The following is a 17,995-nucleotide window of genomic DNA, read 5'->3' on the forward strand; positions in this document are numbered from 1 at the left end:
CACGATCCAGCTGCCCGAAGGCGTCGAAATGGTGACCCCGGGTGACACCGTCACGATCCACGTGAACCTCATCGCCCCGATCGCCATGGAAAAGCAGCTCCGCTTCGCTATCCGCGAAGGTGGCCGTACTGTTGGTGCTGGCTCCGTCACCGAAATCATCAAGTAAGGAATAATCATGGCTGGTGAACGCATCCGTATTCGCTTGAAGAGCTTCGACCATCGTATGATCGACCGCTCCGCTCAAGACATCGTGAATACAGCTAAGCAAACGGGTGCCCGCATTGCGGGACCCATCCCCCTCCCGACGAAAGTCCAGAAGTATACGGTGCTCCGCTCTCCGCATATCGACAAGACTTCTCGTGAACAGTTTGAATCCCGTACGCACAAGCGTCTGATCGACATCCTCGATGCTACGCCGCAAACTGTTGATTCCCTCATGAAACTTGACTTGCCGGCTGGTGTCGAAGTCGAAATTAAGGTCTAATACAATGAACGGTATTCTCGCAAAGAAGTTGGGAATGACCCAAGTGTTCACGGAACAGGGCGAATGCGTCCCTGTAACGGTTCTCGAAGCCGGTCCGTGCGTGGTCGTTTGCCACAAGACAGAAGAAAAGGACGGTTACACTGCCGTCCAGATCGGCTTTGGTCTCAAGAAGGAACAGCGTGCCAACAAGGCTGAAATCGGCCATTTCAAGAAGGCTGACGTTGCTGTTCGTGAACACCTCGCCGAATTTGACGTAGCTGATCTCGAATCCTGGCCGGTTGGCAAGGAATTCGGTGCCGCTGACTTCGCCGATGCAAAGATGGTGAACGTTTCCGGCATTTCCAAGGGTCACGGTTTCTCTGGTGCCATCAAGCGCCACGGTTTCCACAGCGGTCCCCGCTCCCATGGCACGCACAACATGCGTGAACCGGGCGGTACCTCCGCTCACTCCTATCCGGGCCGCGTGTTCCCGGGCAAGCGTATGCCTGGTCAATACGGCAACAAGAAAGTGACCGTCAAGCACCTCCAGGTCGTCAAAGTTGATGGCGACCGCAACCTGATCTTCGTCCGCGGCGCTGTCCCGGGCCCGAAGAACAGCATTATCGTGGTGAGGAAAGACTAATGGCTAGTGCAAAGCTTTTCGCCGCAACAGGCGATTTTAAGAATGATATCCAGCTCCCGGCTATGTTCGACCAGGAAGTCAACAAGGTCTGCATGTACCTTCACATCAAGGCTATCCTGAACAACAACCGCCAGGGCACCGCCAAGACCAAGACCAAGGGTGAAGTTAGCGGCGGTGGCCAGAAGCCGTGGAAGCAGAAGGGTACTGGTCGCGCCCGTGCCGGTCAGAACACCTCCGCCGTGTGGGTGCGTGGTGCGAAGGCTCACGGTCCGAAGTCCCACGACTACTTCGAAAAGGTGAACAAGAAGGTCAAGAAGATCGCGTTCCGTTCCGCCCTCGCCGACAAGGCCAAGGAAGGAAAGGTCCAGGTGTTCGAAGCCCTCAGCTTCGATGCCCCGAAGACCAAGGACCTGCTCGCCGTTCTTACCAAGTCCGGTATCGAACAGCGCAACGTTCTCTTTGTCGTGAGCGTGAAGGATCAGAACCTTTACCTCTCCTCTAACAACATTCCTTGGTGCCGTTGCGCCCGCGTCGAAGATGTCAACACCTACGACATCGTCCGTGCAAACAACGTTGTCATCTCTCAGGCCGCTCTCGCGGAACTTGAAGGAGGCCGCTAATGAAGGAAATTCACGAAATCCTCATTGCTCCGCACGTGACCGAAGAAACCATGAAGAACATGGTGAATCCGCGTAACGATGTGCACAAGTATGTTTTCAAGGTTGCCTTGGACGCTAGCAAGGACGACATCAAGGCCGCTATCGAAAAGCGTTTTGATGTGAAGGTCGCTTCGGTCAACACGTTGATCAACCGCGGCAAGATTGTTCGCAGGCGCATGGCTGCTGGCAAGAAACCCAACTGGAAGAAGGCCTACATCACACTGAAGGCCGGGCAAAAGATTGCCGAGTTCGAAGGAGTATAATCATGGGTCTGAAATCTTATCGCCCGCTTACCCCGACTCTGCGTTACAAGCAGATTGGTGACCGCAAGGAAATCACTGCGGAAAAGCCGTACAAGCCCCTCACTGAGGGCATCAAGAGCAGCTCCGGCCGTAACAACGTCGGTGAAATCACTTCCCGCCGTCGCGGTGGTGGTCACAAGAAGCTGTACCGTATCATCGACTTCAAGCGCAAGTTTGCGGGTATCCCCTGCACTGTCGAGACGATCGAGTACGATCCGAACCGTTCCGCACGTATCGCCCTGGTCAAGTACCAGAACGGCAAGCGCTGCTACATCGTCGCCCCGGCCGACATCAAGGTCGGCGACGTGCTGAACTCCGGCGAAGGTGCCGAGTTCCGCATCGGTAACGCTCTCCCGATCCGCGATATTCCGCTGAACACCATGATCCACAACATTGAGCTCAAGCCCGGCAAGGGTGCACAGCTGGTCCGCTCCGCCGGTGCCGCTGCCGAACTCGTTGCCAAGGATGGCAAGCTCTGCCAGGTCAAGCTTCCGAGCGGTGAAGTTCGCTTCATCTCCGAAGACTGCCTCGCTGTCGTGGGCCAGGTTTCCAACATCGACCACATGAATGAATCCTCGGGCTCTGCCGGTCGTTCCCGCTGGCTCGGCAAGCGTCCCTCCGTCCGCGGTGTCGTGATGAACCCGGTCGACCACCCGCTCGGTGGTGGTGAAGGACGTACCTCTGGTGGTCGTCATCCGTGCTCTCCCTGGGGCAAGAACTCCAAGGGTGCCAAAACTCGTAACAATAAGCGTACCGATAAGTACATCGTGCGCCGTCGTCAGAAGAGGGCCTAATTCATGTCGAGATCCCTTAAGAAAGGTGCGTTCGTGGATTCCCACGTTCTCAGCAAAGCCCAGGCTATGGCTGGCTCCGACAAGAAGCAGCCGATCAAGACCTGGTCCCGTCGTTCCACAATCGTTCCGGACATGGTCGGACTTACGTTCTCCGTGTACAACGGCAAGCAGTTCCTGCCGGTCTATGTCTCCGAAAACATGGTTGGCCATAAGCTCGGCGAATTCGCTATGACTCGTACGTTCCGTGGCCATCGCAAGACCGAAACTGCTGGAGGCAAGAAATAATGCAAGCTGTTGCTAAAGTGAAAAACGTCCGCTACGGCGTTCGCAAGCTCCGTCGCGTTGTCGACCTCGTCCGTGGCAAGTCCGTCGACGAAGCCTTCGCGATGCTCTCCATCCTGCACACGCAGACCAAGGGTGCCCCGCTCGTCGAGAACGCCCTCAAGTCCGCTGTCGCCAACTTCAAGCAGAAGTCTGCCGCCCCGGTTTCCGCCGAGGAACTCGTGGTCAAGACTATCACTGCCGATGGTGGCACCATCATGAAGCGTATCCACCCGCGTTCCCAGGGTCGCGCCTTCCGCATCGAGAAGCCGCTCTCCCACATCACCGTCGTCGTCGCAGACAAGGAGAAATAACAATGGGTCACAAAACTCATCCCAATGGTCTTCGTCTTGGCGTTATCCGCGGTTGGGAATCCAAGTGGTATGCCGAAGACAACTTTGCCGATCTTCTCTATGAAGACATCGTGCTCCGTCGCTACCTGATGAAGCGTTTCGAACATGCCTCCCTCTCCAAGGTCGGCATCGAACGCACCGTCAAGAAGGTGAACGTGAACCTCTTTACCGCCCGCCCGGGTATCGTCATCGGTAAGAAGGGCGAAGAGCTGGAACGCGTCAAGGGCGAACTCCAGTTCCTCACCGGTAAGGAAATCTTTATCAGCGTCCACGAGATCAAGCGCCCGGAAACGGATGCTAAGCTCGTCGCCGAAAACATCGCCCGTCAGCTCGAAAAGCGTATTTCCTTCCGCCGCGCCATGAAGCGCGCCATCCAGAGCGCCATGCGCATGGGTGTGGAAGGCATCAAGGTGCAGTGCGGTGGCCGCCTCGGCGGTGCCGAAATCGCCCGCGTCGAGAAGTATGCCGAAGGCCGCGTGCCTCTGCACACTCTCCGTGCCGACATCGACTACGCGACTTCCATTGCTAAGACCGTCTATGGTGCCATCGGTATCAAGGTGTGGATCATGCACGGCGAAAAGATCGGCAAGGATGTCATGAACGACAACAAGAGAGAGAAGTAATATGCTGAGTCCTAAAAGAACATTACATCGTAAGCAGATGAAAGGCCGCATGAAGGGTGTCGCTTCCCGCGGCAATACCATGGCCTTCGGCGAATTCGGCATTCAGGCTCTTGAAAAGTGCTGGCTGACGGCTCGCCAGATCGAAGCGGCTCGTATCGCCATGACCCGTAAGATCAAGCGCGGCGGTCGCGTGTGGATCCGCGTGTTCCCCGACAAGCCCATCACCCGTCACCCTGCCGAAGCCCGTATGGGTAAGGGTAAGGGCGCCGTGGAATTCTGGGTCGCCGTGATCCTCCCGGGCCGTATCATTTTCGAAATGGGCGGTGTCGAACGCGAACTCGCCATGGAAGCCCTCCATGTCGCCTCGCAGAAGCTCCCCCTCAAATGCAAAATCATCGAAGAATCGGAGATCTAATGAAAGCACGTGAATTGAAGGAACTGGGCGTTGACCAGCTCAAGGAAAAACTGGCTCAGTTGAATCTCGATTTGTTCAATTACCGCATGACTGCGAAGCTCGGTAATTTGGAAAAACCCTCTGTGATCCGTGCGACCCGCAAGGACATCGCCCGTATCAAGACCATCCTCAGCGAAAAGGCCAAGGCATAAGCCGGCAGGAGCAGGAAATGGATAGAAACCTTCGTAAAGTCAAGCAGGGTGTTGTTTCATCTGACAAGATGGACAAGACTATCACGGTTGTGGTCGAAAACCGCAAGCGTCACCCGATGTACAACAAGATCATGACCACCACCAAGAAGCTCAAGGCCCACGACGAAAACAACGAAGCGGGTGAGGGCGACCTGGTGGAAATCATGGAAACCCGTCCGCTGTCCGCGACGAAGCGCTGGCGCCTCGTCCGTATCGTGGAAAAGAAGAAGTAAAATTCTGGAGTAAGGCGAATTATGATTCAAGAAGAAACCAGACTCGTCGTGGCTGACAACAGTGGAGCCAAGGAAGTCGCCTGCATCCGTGTTTTGGGTGGCACCAACCGTCGCTATGCTAGCATCGGTGATGTCATCAAGGTAGCCGTTAAAGACGCTATCCCCCAGAGCAAGGTGAAGAAGGGTTCCGTGGCCGACGCCGTCGTCGTGCGCACACGCAAAGAAATCGCTCGTCCGGACGGAACGTTCATTCGTTTCTCGGACAACGCTGTGGTTCTCATCACCAAGGATGGTGAACCGCGCGGAACCCGTATTTTTGGACCGGTGGCTCGTGAGCTCCGCGAAAAAAATTACATGAAGATCATCTCCCTCGCACCTGAGGTTCTCTAATGGCTAACATCAAGAAGAATGATAACGTCAAGGTGATTTCCGGCGCCCACAAGGGCAAGACCGGCACCGTGATCAGTGTCAAGGATGGCAAGGTGACCGTTTCGGGCGTCAACGTCTGCAAGCGTCACGAGAAGCCGTCCCAGACCAATCAAACTGGCGGCATCATCGAGAAGGAAATGCCTATCGCCATTTCCAACGTGATGCTCCTCGAAGGCAACACGCCTGTCCGTACCCGCATCGTCCGCGAGAAGGGTAAGAAGGGCGTTCGTACCAGTGTCAAGACTGGAAAGGCTGTGTAACCATGAACCAGATGAAGCAATTCTATCTCGAAAAAGTCGTTCCGGCCTTGCAAGCAAAGTTTGCCTACAAGAACGTAATGGAAATCCCGCGTCTCGAAAAGATCGTGGTGAACATGGGCGTGGGCGCCGCTGCCCAGAACCGTAAGATTCTGGACGAAGCTGCCGACACTCTCACTGCCATTACCGGTCAGAAGGCCGTCGTCACCACCGCCAAGAAGGCTATCGCCAACTTCCACCTCCGCGAAGGTCTGGGAATCGGCGCCAAGGTCACCCTCCATGGCGACAACATGTGGGACTTCCTCTTCCGTTTCATCAACATCAACCTCCCGCGCGTCCGCGACTTCCGTGGCCTCGCCCGTCGTGGTTTCGATGGAATGGGCAACTTCACCCTCGGTATCAAGGAACAGACGATCTTCGTCGAAATCGATATCGATAAGGTTTCCCGTACTTTCGGTATGGACATCTCTTTCGTCACCTCCGCCAAGACGGACGACGAAGGCCGTGCCCTTCTCGAAGAACTTGGACTCCCCTTCAGGAAGTAAGGTAATACCATGGCAAGCAGAAGAATGATTGAAAAATGCAAGCGTACCCCGAAGTATACCGTTCGCGGGTATAACCGTTGCAAGCGTTGCGGTAGGCCGCACGCCTTTATGCGCCGCTTTGGCCTTTGCCGTATTTGCTTCCGCGAAATGGCACTCGCCGGCGAAATCCCCGGTATCACAAAGTCGTCCTGGTAAGGAGAGTATAAAATGGCAATGACAGATCCTATCGCCGATATGCTCACCCGCGTGCGCAATGCCTGCAAGGCAAAGCTCCCCGTGGTGGACATCCCTGCCAGCAACCTGAAGCGTGAAATCGCTCGCGTTCTGCAGGAAAAAGGTTTCATCAAGAAGTTCGTCGTCGTTGAAGACGGCAAGCAGGGCATGCTCAAGATCCTGCTCCGCTACACCAACGGCGTTCCCGCAATCCAAGGCATCCAGCGCATTTCGTCGCCTGGTCTCCGTCACTACGTTGACGTGGCCAAGCTTCCGCGCGTCCGCAATGGCCTCGGCTTTGCTATCATCTCCACATCTAAAGGCGTGATGACCGACCACGAAGCCCGCGAACAGAAGGTGGGTGGCGAAGTCGTCGCGAAGGTCTGGTGAGGTAACGATGTCCCGTATCGGAAAAGCTATTATCAATATCCCGGCTGGCGTGAAAGTCGCCGTCAATGGTCAGAACATCAAGGTGGAAGGCCCGAAGGGCAAGCTCGAGACGAACGTCCACGAACTCATTTCCATCAAGCTCGAAGGCAACCAGCTTTCGTTCTCCCGTCCTGATGATCAGAAGTTCACCCGCGCTATCCATGGCACCACCCGCGCCCTCGTCAACAACATGGTCGAAGGCGTCACGAAGGGCTTCCAGAAGACCCTCGAAATCGTGGGCGTTGGTTACCGTGTGGAACAGAAGGGCAAGGACCTGAACCTTGTGCTCGGTTTCTCGCACCCGGTCATTTTCAAGGCTCCGGAAGGCGTCGAACTCAAGGCTGTCGACCCGCTGAAGATTTCCATCTCCGGCATCGACAAGCAGAAGGTCGGCCAGGCTGCAGCTGAAATCCGCAAGTACCGTAAGCCTGAACCGTACAAGGGCAAGGGCATCAAGTACGAAGGCGAAATCATCCGCCGCAAGCAGGGTAAGAAGACAGGTAAATAAGGGTAAACTATGACTGCAATCGCTAAAAAAAGAATCCAGTCCAGAATCGCACGCCACGAACGTGTGCGCAAGTCTGTTGTCGGAACTGCAGAGTGCCCTCGTTTGGCCGTTCGCCGTTCCTTGTCTCACATGGTCGCCCAGATTATCGATGACGCGAACAACAAGTCTCTCGTGCAGGTTGCAACGACTGCGAAGGAATTCCAGAGCAAGTTCGGCAGCATGACGAAGTCGGAGCAGGCTAAGCAGCTCGGTCTCCAGGTCGCTGAAGTCGCTAAGTCCAAGGGCATTGAATCCGTGGTCTTCGACCGCGGCGGTTACATCTATCACGGTCGCGTTCAGGCTCTCGCTGAGGGAGCTCGTGAAGGCGGACTCAAATTCTAGTGAGGTACACTTTGGAACGCGAAGCTCAAGTTTCTGAATTTGAAGACAAGGTTGTACACATCAACCGTTGCGCTAAGACCGTCAAGGGCGGTCGCCGTATGTCCTTCTCCGCTCTCGTTGTCGTTGGCAACAAGAACGGCAAGGTGGGCGTGGGTCTCGGCAAGGCCAAGGAAGTTTCCGAAGCCATCCGCAAGGGCACTGAAGCTGCCCACAGGAACATTGTCGAAGTCCAGCTGCTCGACGGCACCATCCCGCACGACATCGAAGTCAAGAACGGCTCCACCCGCATCCTCCTGATGCCGGCTGCTCCGGGTACTGGCGTTATCGCCGGTGCTGCTGCCCGTGCCGTTCTCGAGCTCGCCGGTGTGCGCAACATCCTCACCAAGATTCACGGTTCTTCCAACCCGAGCACTGTTGTCAGCGCTTGCCTCGAAGGCCTGATGTCCCAGATGAACAAGCAGGACTGCGCCAAGCTGCGCGGTTTTGAAGCCTAAGGAGTAATACACCATGAAGAAAGTTCGTATTACTTTGATCAAGGGTACCGTCCGTCGCCTTCCGGTGCATCGCGCCAACGTGAAGGCCCTCGGTCTCCGCAAGATCGGACAATCTGTTGAACACGTTTTGACCCCCAGCATCCAGGGCATGATCAATGCCGTGCGTGACATGGTGAAGGTCGAGGAGATCTAATAATGGAACTCAATACTCTCAATCCTGGCAAAGCCAAGGTCGTCAAGCGCAAGCGCATTGGCCGTGGCCCGGGTTCCGGTTGGGGCACCACCGCTGGTCGTGGCCAGAAGGGTGCCGGCGCTCGTAAGAGTGCCAAGGCCGGCCGTGTCGCTTTCGAAGGCGGCCAGATGCCGATCCACCGTCGCATCCCGAAGCGTGGCTTCAAGCACGCCGGTATCGAATTCCAGATCGTGAACCTGAAGCGTCTCGCAGCGGTCTCCGCTACCGAATTCGACGCCAAGGTCCTCTTCGACCTCGGATTCATCCGCAACATCGAGAAGCCGGTCAAGGTTCTCGCGTTCGGTGCTATCGACAAGGCTATCAACGTAAAGGTTAACGCCATCAGCGAGAAGGCCAAGGCCCTCATCGAAGCTGCTGGCGGCAAAGTCGAGATCGTCTAATGGAAGCTCTCAAGAAAGCCATAGATGCGTTCATCAATGCGTTCAAGATTGAGGACCTGCGCAAGAAGTTGCTCTTCACGCTCGGTATCCTCATCGTGTACCGCATCGGTGCGCACATCACTATCCCCGGAGTAAACGCCGCGGTCCTCGCGGAGTACTTCAAGAACTCGAACAACTTGTTCGGCATGTACGACTCCTTCACGGGCGGTGCGTTTGCGAAAGCGACGATTTTCGCCCTGGGTATCATGCCCTACATCAGCGCATCCATCATCATCCAGTTGATGGGCTCTGTTATCCCGGCCATCCAGATGCTACAGAAGGAAGGTCAGGAAGGGCGCGCCAAGCTGAACCAGTACACCCGTTACTTTACGGTGGTTCTTGCCGCTTTGCAGGGATGGGGCATTTCCGTATGGCTTTCCTCCCTTAAAGTGGGTTCCGCCGCTGCCGGTACAGGCATTTCCGTCCTCGCGGACGACTTCGCTACCGGTGCGGGGAACATCGGCTTCCGTTTACTTGCTACCCTGACCTTCACCGCAGGTACGGTGCTCGTGATGTACCTGGGCGAACAGATTACTTCGCACGGTGTGGGCAACGGTATTTCGCTTATCATTTTCGCCGGTATCGTCGGAGGCCTTCCGCGGGCTTTCTTTGCCGAACTGGAAATGTTTAGAGAAGAGATCCAGCCGCTCGCCATCGAGATTTTCATCCTGGCGATCGTGGTCGTGATTATCGGCTTTATCGTTTTCGTCGAGCAGGCGAACCGTCGCATTCCACTCCAAAGTCCTCGCAGGACTGTCGGAAACAAGGTCATGGGCGGTCAGTCCAGCTATTTGCCCTTCAAGGTGAACACCGCTGGCGTGATCCCCGTTATCTTCGCTTCGTGCATCATGTTCATTCCGGCCATGATCGCGTCGTGGTTCCCGAACGTCTCCGCGATGCAGTCCTTTGCTGCCATGTTCATCCCGGGTCACATTTCTTACAGTGTGATTGACGCTCTCCTCATCATATTCTTCACCTACTTCTACACGGCAATCCAGTACAACCCTAACGACATTGCCGAAAACCTGAAGAGGTCTGGTGGGTTTATCCCTGGTGTGCGTCCCGGTAAGCAGACGGCAGAGTACATTGACCATGTGTTGACCCGAATTTCTCTTCCGGGCTCGCTGTTCCTCGCTCTAATCAGCGTCGGACCGCTTCACCTGAAAGACGCGCTCAATATGAGTTTCTATATTGGGGGCACCTCGGTACTCATCGTGGTCGGTGTGGCGTTGGACACGCTTCGTCAACTCGAAGCCCAACTGCATACCAAGAATTATGAAGGTTTCTTGAAACATGGCCGCATTCGCGGCAGGATGGCGTCCTAGTGGCTAAAGAAGAAGGAATACAGGTAGAAGGTGTTGTGTTGGAAGCTCTTCCCAACGCGTTCTTCCGTGTGAAACTTGGAAATGACCACGAGATTCTCGCTCACGTTTCAGGAAAGATGCGTCGGCATTTCATCCGAATTTTGCCGGACGACAAAGTGTTGGTAGAAATTTCTCCCTACGACCTCAATCGTGGGAGAATCACTTACCGTTACAAGTAATAGGTATCAAAAGAAGGTCTAACCTATGAAACTCAAAGCCTCCATCAAACCCAGGTGTGAAAACTGCAAGATCATCCGTCGCAAGGGTGTATTGCGTATCATCTGTTCGAAGAACCCCCGTCACAAGCAGAAGCAGGGATAAGGAGATCGTATGGCACGTATAGCTGGTGTCGATTTGCCGAAGAACAAGACTGTCGAGTACGGTCTCACGGCAATCTATGGTGTCGGTCTGTTCACCGCAAACAAGGTCTGTGCTCAGCTGGGCATCGACAAGAACAAGAAGTGCGATGACCTCACCGAAGAAGAACAAGGTAAGATTCGTCATCTCCTCGAAGACGAATATTCCGTGGAAGGTCAGCTCCGCGCGGAAGTTACCCTGAACATCAAGCGTCTCTTGGATATCGGTTGCTACCGTGGTATCCGCCACCGCAAGGGCCTGCCGGTCCGCGGTCAGCGTTCCCGTACCAACGCCCGTACCCGCAAGGGCCCCAAGAAGACTGTGGCTAACAAGAAGAAGTAAGGAGATTCGTCGTGGCTGAAGAAGAAATCAAGGAAACCGCTGCCGCTGCCGAAGCTCCGGCCGCAGCCGCTACTGAAGAAGTTAAGGTCAAGAAGGGCAAGAAGCGTATCGACATCCAGGGTATCGCCTGCGTCAACGCTACCTTCAACAACACAATCGTCTCTATCACCGATGCCCGCGGTAACGTCGTGGCTTGGGGTTCCCCCGGAAACTCCGGTTTCAAGGGTTCCCGCAAGAGCACTCCGTTCGCCGCTCAGCTCGCTGCCGAAACTGCCGCCCACAAGGCTTTCGACCTCGGCATGCGCAAGGTGGACGTCCGCGTGAAGGGTGCCGGTGGTGGCCGTGAGTCCGCCGTCCGCGCTCTCAAGAATGCGGGCCTCGAAGTTCTCTCCATTCGAGACGTGACGGGCATTCCGCACAACGGTTGCCGTCCTAAAAAGAAGAGAAGAGTCTAATCCAAAGAGGTATCGCCAATGATGTGGAAATCACTTCAGATGCCGCGTAGCTTCCAGAAAGTGGAAACTAGCGAAGACGGTCGTAAAGCTAAGTTCGTTGTCGAGGCCTTGGAAAGAGGCTGGGGCATCACGCTTGGCAATGCGCTCCGCCGTGTGCTCCTTTCCTCCCTGCAGGGTGCGGCAATCGTCTCCGTGAAAATCGAAGGCGTTGAAAAGGAAATGTCTACGGTCCCGGGTGTGAAGGAAGATGTCACCGACATCATCCTGAACCTGAAGAGCATCCGCGTGAAGCTCCTTTCCGACCATGACGAAACTTTGCACCTGGATATGTCCGGTGATGGCGAAGTCACGGCCAAGGATTTCATGGACAATCCGAACGTGGTCATCCTGACCCCGGACGTCCATATCGCGACCCTGAACGGGAACGCATCGCTTTCCATGGACGTGAAGGTCTCCTGTGGCCGCGGATTCGTCCGTGCCGACGAATTGAAGGACAAGGACGCTCCGATCGGCGTTATCGCCACGGACGCGAACTTCAACCCGGTGCAGCAGGTGGCTATGCACATCAGCGATACCCGCGTTGGCCAGAAGACGGACTACAACCGTCTGGAGCTGGAAATCACGACTGACGGTTCCATCGATCCCGAAGACGCTCTCGCCTACGCTGCGAAGCTCCTCGTCGATCACCTGGAAATCTTCATCAACTTCGAAGGCGACCTCGAGAGCCCCGAAGAGCTGGAGATGGACGAAGAACGTCAGCGTATTGCCACCCTCCTGCGCACTCGCGTGGACGAACTCGAACTCTCTGTTCGTTCCAGCAACTGCCTCCGTATGGCGAATATCCATACCGTTGGCGAACTTGTGCGCAACAAGGAAAACGATATGCTCAAATACAAGAACTTCGGTCGGAAGTCCTTGGTGGAACTTAACGAGGTGTTGACCTCCATGGGCCTTTCCTTTGGCATGGACGTCGATGACTACTTGAAGGATTAACAATGAGACACGGTGTAAAAAACAAGAAACTGGGTGTTAACGCCCAACACAAGCGTGCCATCCTCCGCGCCCTTACCACCTCCATCATCGAGAAGGGTATGGAAGCGGAGCAGTCCGCCCGCTACGTGCGCACGACGCTTCACAAGGCGAAGATTGTCCGCTCCAACGTGGACCGCATGATTACCTACGCAAAGAAGGGTGACCTTTCTGCACGTCGCGAAGCTGCACGCTTCGTCACGAGCCCGAAGGTTCTCCAGGACCTGTTCGCTACCATCGGACCGCGCTACGCTGGCCGCAACGGTGGCTACACTCGCATCATCAAGCTCGGCCCGAACCGCGCTGGTGACGCTGCCGAAATGGCCCTCATCGGCCTCGTCGAAGACGAGATCGTTGCCAAGGCCAAGAAGGCTGCCGAACCTGCCAAGTCCGATGCCGTGAGCATGGTCGAAGGCGAGAGCAAGTCTGCCAACTAGTCTTTGCTGTGAGAAAAACGGGGCCCGACGTTTGTCGGCCCCGTTTTTTTTGATTTTTCCTTTTTTGGTGGTGTCTATTTTTGTATCTTATGGAAACATGCAACGTCTTATTGCTCTTATACTTCTGACAATCTCGCTTGCGTTTTCTGCAGGTGAGATGGATCTTTTTTCCGGCTCGGCGATTGGTGGGAACCACGGGCCGTCTTCGCGCAGTTCCGTCGCGTTGACCCCGGCCTATGCGGAAGCTACGGTCGATTCCAGCTATATCCTTGGCCCCGGTGATTTTTTGGACCTGATGCTGGAAAATGCCTACTTGTCGGTCCAGGTTTATCCCGACGGTTCTGTCGCCATAGAGGAATGCGGTTCCGTGAATGTCGGCGGAAAGACTTTTGCCGAGGCCCGTGAACTGATTCTGGATCTTGCAGCCAAGCGCTTCAAGCGCGAGGAATGCTTCGTCCAGCTTGCCGCACTGAAAAAATACAAGGTGAATGCGATGGGTGCACTGATGAATGTCGGACAGCACCTCCTGGAGCCCCAGACGCGCCTGAGCTATTTCCTCCGCCAGGTGGGCGGTTTCGTTTCGCGTGCGAATCTTGAGGACGTGATGATTATCCGCCACGGCGACACCCTGCACGTGAACTACAACGACGTCTCGGTGAAGGGTGACTTTGCAAAGGACGTGATGCTGATTCAGGGAGACCAGATCTATGTCCCGTTCGTTCCGATGGGCGAGAACGTCGTCATGGTTTTTCCGGGATTCAGGACGAGCGTCACCTACAAGGAGGGCCGCACCCTGCAGGAGTACTTTGAACTTGCCGGCGGGGAACGCCTGCACAATTTCGGGTACAAGGCCGCCTGCGTGAAGGAACAGGGCAAGACGCCGCGCTGGATTCCGCTTGAAGAAATGAAGAGCACGGTTGTCTCGCCGAATACGGAAGTGGAGTTTTCTGCAGAAGAGATGGCCGTCTATGTCGGCGGCGCGCTCAACCATATCGGGAAGGTGGACTACAATCCTTCCTGGCATGCCATCGACTATATCGCTGCGGCGGGCCTGAATACGATTTCGGGTTCCTGGAACCAGGTCAAGGTGTGGCGTGGGAAATCCCCGGAAGCGCTCAGCCTGAGCGTCACGGAGGATCCGATCAATCCCGGCGACTACATCGAGGTGCCGAAGAGCCGTTACGAGTCCTTCAAGGATTTTACCCTTTTCCTCGCTTCGCTCCTCACGGTGGTATCGTCCGCATTCATCATTTACGTCAATTACAAGTAGCTTCGTATGGAAAAACAGGATTCGGTAGGATTTGTCGAGATTTGCCTTCGTTTGCTGAACGGCGACTTGAAGCATTTCAAGCTGTTCGCCTTTATTGTGCTCTTGCCGACGCTTACGGCCTTTGTCCTGGTGATGTGGGTCATCAAGCCGACGTATGTCGCGCAGGCGGTCGTGACTCCGCCCAAGTCGACACAGGGCTCGCTGGATGGACTGAGTTCCATGATCGGCGGCATGTCCGGGGTCTCCTCGATTCTGGGGCTGTCTTCGAACAACGATGACGCGAACGCGGTGTGGACTATCCTGAATTCGTGGGAGCTGCACAACCAGGTCATCGACGAGTTCAACCTGGCGGAACATTACGAGTTCGACGGCAAGTTCCATGCGGACCTGTTGAAAAAGTTCCGGAAGAATTTCGGGATCGAGATGAACAAGGAAGACATGTTCGCGATTTCGGTCGAGGACGAGGATTACAGGCTCGCGGCGAAGATGGTCTCGTTTATCCTCACGAAGGCGGATTCCGCGTTCAACGTGTTCAAGACGTCCCAGGCGCGGCAGTCCAGGATTTATTTCCAGAGCAGGCTGGATTCTTGCGAACATGCGCTCGATTCGCTGATGAAGGAATTCGTGAAGTTCCAGGTCGAGAACAACTTCTATGATCCCGAGGTGCAGCTGGAATCGACGATCAAGTACCTGAGCGCCTTGCAGGCGAAGCGCGAGGAGGTGTCCATCGAGATGTCCTTCGAGAAGGCTGACCGTGGCAAGAGCAAGCGTTACGAGGAACTTTCCAAGCGCTACCAGGGAATTAACGCGGCGCTGAACGGGACGCTGAAGGGCAAGCACGAGAAGGTGGGCATGGTCGCCTTGCAGAAGTCCTCCGAGCTTGGCGCCGAATACATGCGCCGCGAAAACGAAATCCGTGTGCAGGAAGCCATGTATAAGCTGTTGCGGCAGCAGAGCGAGCAGATGCGGCTCGAGGAGGCCAAGATGCTTACGAACCTGCATGTGCTCGAACCGCCCTGGGAAAACGACAAGAAAGTGTTCCCGAGGCGCGGCATTATCCTCATGTTCACGGCGTTCATGTCCTTTTTGCTGGCGACGCTCCTGTGCAATTTCCTGGAGTTCATGCGTTCCGAGAAGGAGAAGAACACGGGCACTTCCGCGGAATGGGCCAACTTCGTGCATGGAATCTGCTTCTGGCGCAAGTAGCATCCTAGGCGGTCCATCATGGATATCAACTTGGCGGTGTGTCCGGAATCCTGCGTGATGTTCTCGCTGGCCGCTATTGTCCTGCTTGTGCTTTCCACGCGCAGGAGCGACTACTTCCGCCCGGCGGTTCTCTATTTTCTGGTCCAGATGGTGATGCTCGGGGTCGCCTACCTCAAGCTTGTCCCGGCCATGACCGATTTCAGGTATACCACGTGGCTCGTGTGGGGTGGCGGCATGGCTGCCTTTATCGGGGGCGCCGTCCTTGCGGAGATGGCGTGGACATCGAAAGGCGGCGCGCGCATGCCCGAGACGCTGTCGCTGCAGGGGAAGTATAGCTGGCCCACGCATTTCTGTTTAAGCTTCCTTGCCTTTGCCTATTTCTTCATAGGCGTGGCCGGCGTTGTCTCTGTCGCGGGAAACCTTGTGCTCCTGACGGGCAACCCTTCGTTCTGGCTTTCCGGGGATAGCCCGGCGCTCAAGTACGCGGACTATTTTACATCGGGCGCCATGGTGGTCGGGCTTTTCGGTGTCGCATCGTTCAAGTCGATAAACTCGGTGCGGTGGGTCCGCTATGCGTCCAGGGGAATGGTGGCTTTCACGATTGTGCTTAGTTTCTTGACATTCCCGAGCCGCGGCATCAACATGCTCTGTATCGGCTTCATCTTCTTGCTGTATAACTATCTGCACAGGCGGTTTTCGTGGAAGCTGATCATGGTCGCGGTCGCCTTCGTCCTGGTCTTCTTTGTGGCCGTGGCGTCCCTGAAGGGGCAATATGGCGGCTCGTCGACGGACGACCTCATGAATAACGGGATGGTAAAGACGGTGGCGTTGCTCCCGTACATGTACGTGGCGAACAACTATTGGAATCTCGACTATGCGTTCAACAAGCCGGTCGATGCCGCGGAACATGAGTGGACCTACGGCATCGACGCCTTCTACGGCATGACGCACCTGTTGCAGATAGGGGACGGCCTGCAGCAGAGTTTCGGCTGGGATACACCCTTCAACGAGAGCGTGGTCAAGATCAAGAGCCTGAACACGATTCCCTACCTGTGGGATGCCTACAAGGATTTCGGCCTGGTCGGGCTGTTCTTTTTGCCGTTCTTCTTCGGGATCTTTTTCTCGTGGAACTACCGCTACATGGCTACGGCCAAGACTCCCATGCCTGTCCTGTTCATGTGCATGTTCATGATGTGGATTATCCTCTGGAACTTCACGACGGGATACAAGCAGAGCATGTACTGGGTCTGGGGATTCTTCTTTGCGCTGGTGTGCCTGCTTAGCAGGGGGCGTGGCGTGCTACCAGCGAAGAGTTCCCTTGCGGATGTAGTAGCACAGGAGAATGACGGTGATGACGACGTCGCCGGTCAGCGCGAATAGCGGGATGTAACGGTTCGCGAGGAACGCTCCCGCGAGCGAGCATGCGACGACGTTTGTTGCCCCTGCCGCACTCACGATGATGGCGTAGGTCCATGTCGCCTTGTTCTTGAGCAGGGTGGATATCATGGAGAGTCTCGCTGCCTGGAAAAGGAGCGAGAAGGAAAGTATTTTCAGGATCGACGCGCTGCATTCGAGTGAATCGGGAGTCCAGTGGACGGCGAAGAAGAGGATCTGCAGGAACTGGCGGGGGAACAGCCACAGCGGCGAGGAACAGGCGGCGATGAATGCCGTGAATATGGCGATTTCCTTGACATGGACGAACTTGTCGTTGGACATGTGCTGGGCGACCAGGTTCGACGAAATGAAGTGGACCATGATTCCCGAGCAGAGGACGAGTATCTTGTGGCCGAAGTTGTATGAACTCAGGAATTCCGCAGATGCGAATTTGTCTGCAACATAGAGGCCGACGGGCAGGTAGGCGCATGTGGCGAAACTCGAGATCGCGTAGGGGGCTGCGGCTTTGAACATCAGCTTGAAGAAGAGGAAGGTCCGCCTTGTCAGCCTGAGCAGCTTGCTGCTCAGGGCCTGCGTGACGCCGAAGGTGAACGCGGGCAGTGCTGCAAGCACCATGGCAAGCGCGACGAGTTCGATCTGTGAAACCTTGAAGTAGAGGAGCGCAACTCCCATGACGGCGGAATACGAAATCGAATGCAGCAGCTTGGAGATGAACAGCTTTTTCCAGAACTTGCCGCAGATGAAATACCAGTCGAAGAAGGCATGCTGGAAAACAAGCCCGAGGGTCAGAATGAGTTCGCCGTAGAAGATGGGGTGGTGGCGCCTGACCGTAATGGCGAAAATGACCATGGCGATCGCAGCCGCGACGGAACAGGCGATCCTGAGCTGGAAGATACTCTGGAATAGCCTCCCCTTCGTGGCCCGGTTCCCGAAGAAGGCGAGCACCAGGGTGCCCATGCCGAAATCCGCAATCGTGCAGAAGATGGAATAGTCCGTCTGCAGGACTCCGAAAAAGCCGTAGCCGGATGTCCCGAGGTTCCGTGCGATGAAGTTCTGGACAAGGAACGAGATTCCCTGAATCAGGAAGTTGGCGCACGCGATGAACACGCCAATCTTGATGCTTTTTAGAACGCGAGGCACACGATAAAGATAAAAAAAGAAATACTTGTCGGAGTA

General features: G+C 55.6%; 31 protein-coding genes and 2 pseudogenes. 32 read left to right on the forward strand and 1 reads right to left on the reverse strand.

The annotated features are described in order from the left end of the window. The 32 genes and pseudogenes from tuf to B4A77_RS06085 form a co-directional block, all read left to right on the forward strand. Positions 1-166: pseudogene (tuf, locus tag B4A77_RS05930) on the forward strand (elongation factor Tu); the annotation flags it as partial. Positions 167-175: 9 nt separating this feature from the next. Beyond that, positions 176-484, forward strand: a complete 309-nt coding sequence (rpsJ, locus tag B4A77_RS05935) for a 30S ribosomal protein S10 (protein WP_173798279.1) — start codon at positions 176-178, stop codon at positions 482-484. A 4-nt stretch (positions 485-488) separates the two neighbouring features. Further along, the gene (rplC, locus tag B4A77_RS05940; RefSeq protein ID WP_290722797.1) at positions 489-1,106 is read left to right on the forward strand and encodes a 50S ribosomal protein L3; all 618 of its coding nucleotides are present in this window, start codon (positions 489-491) and stop codon (positions 1,104-1,106) included. Then, positions 1,106-1,726 (forward strand): 50S ribosomal protein L4, encoded by a 621-nt coding sequence (gene rplD, locus B4A77_RS05945; protein ID WP_290722795.1) that lies wholly within the window; start codon positions 1,106-1,108, stop codon positions 1,724-1,726. Before rplC ends, rplD begins: the two co-directional genes overlap by 1 nt. Beyond that, positions 1,726-2,028 carry a 50S ribosomal protein L23 gene (gene rplW, locus B4A77_RS05950; RefSeq protein WP_290722793.1) on the forward strand — a complete coding sequence of 101 codons (303 nt, stop codon included), beginning with the start codon at positions 1,726-1,728 and terminating at the stop codon, positions 2,026-2,028. The genes rplD and rplW overlap by 1 nt, the downstream gene beginning before the upstream one ends. Positions 2,029-2,030: 2 nt before the next feature. Next, positions 2,031-2,861: a 50S ribosomal protein L2 gene (gene rplB / locus B4A77_RS05955; protein ID WP_290722792.1), complete on the forward strand. Its 831-nt coding sequence runs from the start codon at positions 2,031-2,033 to the stop codon at positions 2,859-2,861. A 3-nt stretch (positions 2,862-2,864) separates the two neighbouring features. Then, positions 2,865-3,146, forward strand: a complete 282-nt coding sequence (gene rpsS, locus B4A77_RS05960) for a 30S ribosomal protein S19 (RefSeq protein WP_088638998.1) — start codon at positions 2,865-2,867, stop codon at positions 3,144-3,146. After that, positions 3,146-3,496, forward strand: coding sequence for a 50S ribosomal protein L22 (rplV, locus tag B4A77_RS05965; protein ID WP_290722789.1), 351 nt, complete (start codon positions 3,146-3,148; stop codon positions 3,494-3,496). The genes rpsS and rplV overlap by 1 nt, the downstream gene beginning before the upstream one ends. A 2-nt stretch (positions 3,497-3,498) precedes the next feature. Further along, the gene (rpsC, locus tag B4A77_RS05970; RefSeq protein WP_290722787.1) at positions 3,499-4,158 is read left to right on the forward strand and encodes a 30S ribosomal protein S3; all 660 of its coding nucleotides are present in this window, start codon (positions 3,499-3,501) and stop codon (positions 4,156-4,158) included. A 1-nt stretch (position 4,159) separates the two neighbouring features. Further along, a complete protein-coding gene (gene rplP, locus B4A77_RS05975; RefSeq protein ID WP_290722785.1) occupies positions 4,160-4,573 on the forward strand; it encodes a 50S ribosomal protein L16 in 414 nt (137 codons plus the stop codon). Continuing rightward, entirely contained in the window at positions 4,573-4,764 is a 192-nt protein-coding gene (rpmC, locus tag B4A77_RS05980) for a 50S ribosomal protein L29 (protein ID WP_290722783.1), read from the forward strand. Before rplP ends, rpmC begins: the two co-directional genes overlap by 1 nt. Before the next feature lie 17 nt (positions 4,765-4,781). Further along, a complete protein-coding gene (gene rpsQ / locus B4A77_RS05985) occupies positions 4,782-5,036 on the forward strand; it encodes a 30S ribosomal protein S17 (protein ID WP_173340348.1) in 255 nt (84 codons plus the stop codon). Positions 5,037-5,057: 21 nt separating this feature from the next. Further along, positions 5,058-5,426: a 50S ribosomal protein L14 gene (gene rplN / locus B4A77_RS05990; RefSeq protein ID WP_290722778.1), complete on the forward strand. Its 369-nt coding sequence runs from the start codon at positions 5,058-5,060 to the stop codon at positions 5,424-5,426. Further along, a complete protein-coding gene (gene rplX / locus B4A77_RS05995; RefSeq protein ID WP_290730388.1) occupies positions 5,426-5,725 on the forward strand; it encodes a 50S ribosomal protein L24 in 300 nt (99 codons plus the stop codon). Before rplN ends, rplX begins: the two co-directional genes overlap by 1 nt. A 2-nt stretch (positions 5,726-5,727) precedes the next feature. Beyond that, positions 5,728-6,267 (forward strand): 50S ribosomal protein L5, encoded by a 540-nt coding sequence (rplE, locus tag B4A77_RS06000; RefSeq protein WP_290722773.1) that lies wholly within the window; start codon positions 5,728-5,730, stop codon positions 6,265-6,267. Positions 6,268-6,276: 9 nt separating this feature from the next. Then, a complete protein-coding gene (locus B4A77_RS06005) occupies positions 6,277-6,462 on the forward strand; it encodes a type Z 30S ribosomal protein S14 (protein ID WP_014546106.1) in 186 nt (61 codons plus the stop codon). Between the two features lie 12 nt (positions 6,463-6,474). After that, positions 6,475-6,870: a 30S ribosomal protein S8 gene (gene rpsH, locus B4A77_RS06010; protein ID WP_173382628.1), complete on the forward strand. Its 396-nt coding sequence runs from the start codon at positions 6,475-6,477 to the stop codon at positions 6,868-6,870. A 7-nt stretch (positions 6,871-6,877) separates the two neighbouring features. Next, positions 6,878-7,417 carry a 50S ribosomal protein L6 gene (rplF, locus tag B4A77_RS06015; RefSeq protein WP_173382629.1) on the forward strand — a complete coding sequence of 180 codons (540 nt, stop codon included), beginning with the start codon at positions 6,878-6,880 and terminating at the stop codon, positions 7,415-7,417. A gap of 9 nt (positions 7,418-7,426) precedes the next feature. After that, positions 7,427-7,798: a 50S ribosomal protein L18 gene (gene rplR, locus B4A77_RS06020; protein ID WP_290722760.1), complete on the forward strand. Its 372-nt coding sequence runs from the start codon at positions 7,427-7,429 to the stop codon at positions 7,796-7,798. Between the two features lie 11 nt (positions 7,799-7,809). Next, positions 7,810-8,292 carry a 30S ribosomal protein S5 gene (gene rpsE / locus B4A77_RS06025; protein ID WP_290722758.1) on the forward strand — a complete coding sequence of 161 codons (483 nt, stop codon included), beginning with the start codon at positions 7,810-7,812 and terminating at the stop codon, positions 8,290-8,292. Between the two features lie 13 nt (positions 8,293-8,305). After that, the gene (gene rpmD / locus B4A77_RS06030; protein WP_173382631.1) at positions 8,306-8,485 is read left to right on the forward strand and encodes a 50S ribosomal protein L30; all 180 of its coding nucleotides are present in this window, start codon (positions 8,306-8,308) and stop codon (positions 8,483-8,485) included. Between the two features lie 2 nt (positions 8,486-8,487). After that, entirely contained in the window at positions 8,488-8,925 is a 438-nt protein-coding gene (gene rplO / locus B4A77_RS06035) for a 50S ribosomal protein L15 (RefSeq protein ID WP_173382632.1), read from the forward strand. Then, on the forward strand, positions 8,925-10,289 hold the full coding sequence (gene secY, locus B4A77_RS06040) for a preprotein translocase subunit SecY (RefSeq protein ID WP_173382633.1): 1,365 nt from the start codon (positions 8,925-8,927) through the stop codon (positions 10,287-10,289). Before rplO ends, secY begins: the two co-directional genes overlap by 1 nt. After that, positions 10,289-10,507 carry a translation initiation factor IF-1 gene (gene infA, locus B4A77_RS06045; protein WP_173382634.1) on the forward strand — a complete coding sequence of 73 codons (219 nt, stop codon included), beginning with the start codon at positions 10,289-10,291 and terminating at the stop codon, positions 10,505-10,507. The genes secY and infA overlap by 1 nt, the downstream gene beginning before the upstream one ends. Positions 10,508-10,532: 25 nt before the next feature. Further along, positions 10,533-10,649: a 50S ribosomal protein L36 gene (rpmJ, locus tag B4A77_RS06050; RefSeq protein WP_088639011.1), complete on the forward strand. Its 117-nt coding sequence runs from the start codon at positions 10,533-10,535 to the stop codon at positions 10,647-10,649. Between the two features lie 9 nt (positions 10,650-10,658). Then, positions 10,659-11,027 (forward strand): 30S ribosomal protein S13, encoded by a 369-nt coding sequence (rpsM, locus tag B4A77_RS06055; RefSeq protein ID WP_072807559.1) that lies wholly within the window; start codon positions 10,659-10,661, stop codon positions 11,025-11,027. A gap of 26 nt (positions 11,028-11,053) precedes the next feature. After that, positions 11,054-11,482: a 30S ribosomal protein S11 gene (rpsK, locus tag B4A77_RS06060; protein WP_173304119.1), complete on the forward strand. Its 429-nt coding sequence runs from the start codon at positions 11,054-11,056 to the stop codon at positions 11,480-11,482. A gap of 18 nt (positions 11,483-11,500) precedes the next feature. Then, positions 11,501-12,475, forward strand: coding sequence for a DNA-directed RNA polymerase subunit alpha (locus B4A77_RS06065; protein WP_290722747.1), 975 nt, complete (start codon positions 11,501-11,503; stop codon positions 12,473-12,475). Positions 12,476-12,477: 2 nt separating this feature from the next. Beyond that, positions 12,478-12,852: pseudogene (gene rplQ / locus B4A77_RS06070) on the forward strand (50S ribosomal protein L17); the annotation flags it as partial. 193 nt (positions 12,853-13,045) lie between these two features. Next, the gene (locus B4A77_RS06075) at positions 13,046-14,218 is read left to right on the forward strand and encodes a polysaccharide biosynthesis/export family protein (RefSeq protein ID WP_173382636.1); all 1,173 of its coding nucleotides are present in this window, start codon (positions 13,046-13,048) and stop codon (positions 14,216-14,218) included. 6 nt (positions 14,219-14,224) lie between these two features. Continuing rightward, positions 14,225-15,424 carry a GumC family protein gene (locus B4A77_RS06080; protein ID WP_173382637.1) on the forward strand — a complete coding sequence of 400 codons (1,200 nt, stop codon included), beginning with the start codon at positions 14,225-14,227 and terminating at the stop codon, positions 15,422-15,424. Positions 15,425-15,442: 18 nt separating this feature from the next. Next, on the forward strand, positions 15,443-16,804 hold the full coding sequence (locus tag B4A77_RS06085) for an O-antigen polymerase (protein ID WP_290739188.1): 1,362 nt from the start codon (positions 15,443-15,445) through the stop codon (positions 16,802-16,804). On the opposite strand, the gene B4A77_RS06090 is transcribed toward B4A77_RS06085, so the two are convergent. Next, positions 16,724-17,959: an oligosaccharide flippase family protein gene (locus B4A77_RS06090; protein WP_290739191.1), complete on the reverse strand. Its 1,236-nt coding sequence runs from the start codon at positions 17,957-17,959 to the stop codon at positions 16,724-16,726. The two genes, B4A77_RS06085 and B4A77_RS06090, sit on opposite strands and share 81 nt — an antisense overlap. Positions 17,960-17,995 lie beyond the last annotated feature (36 nt).

The organism is Fibrobacter sp. UBA3718, from assembly GCF_002371935.1.
Classification (GTDB): domain Bacteria; phylum Fibrobacterota; class Fibrobacteria; order Fibrobacterales; family Fibrobacteraceae; genus Fibrobacter.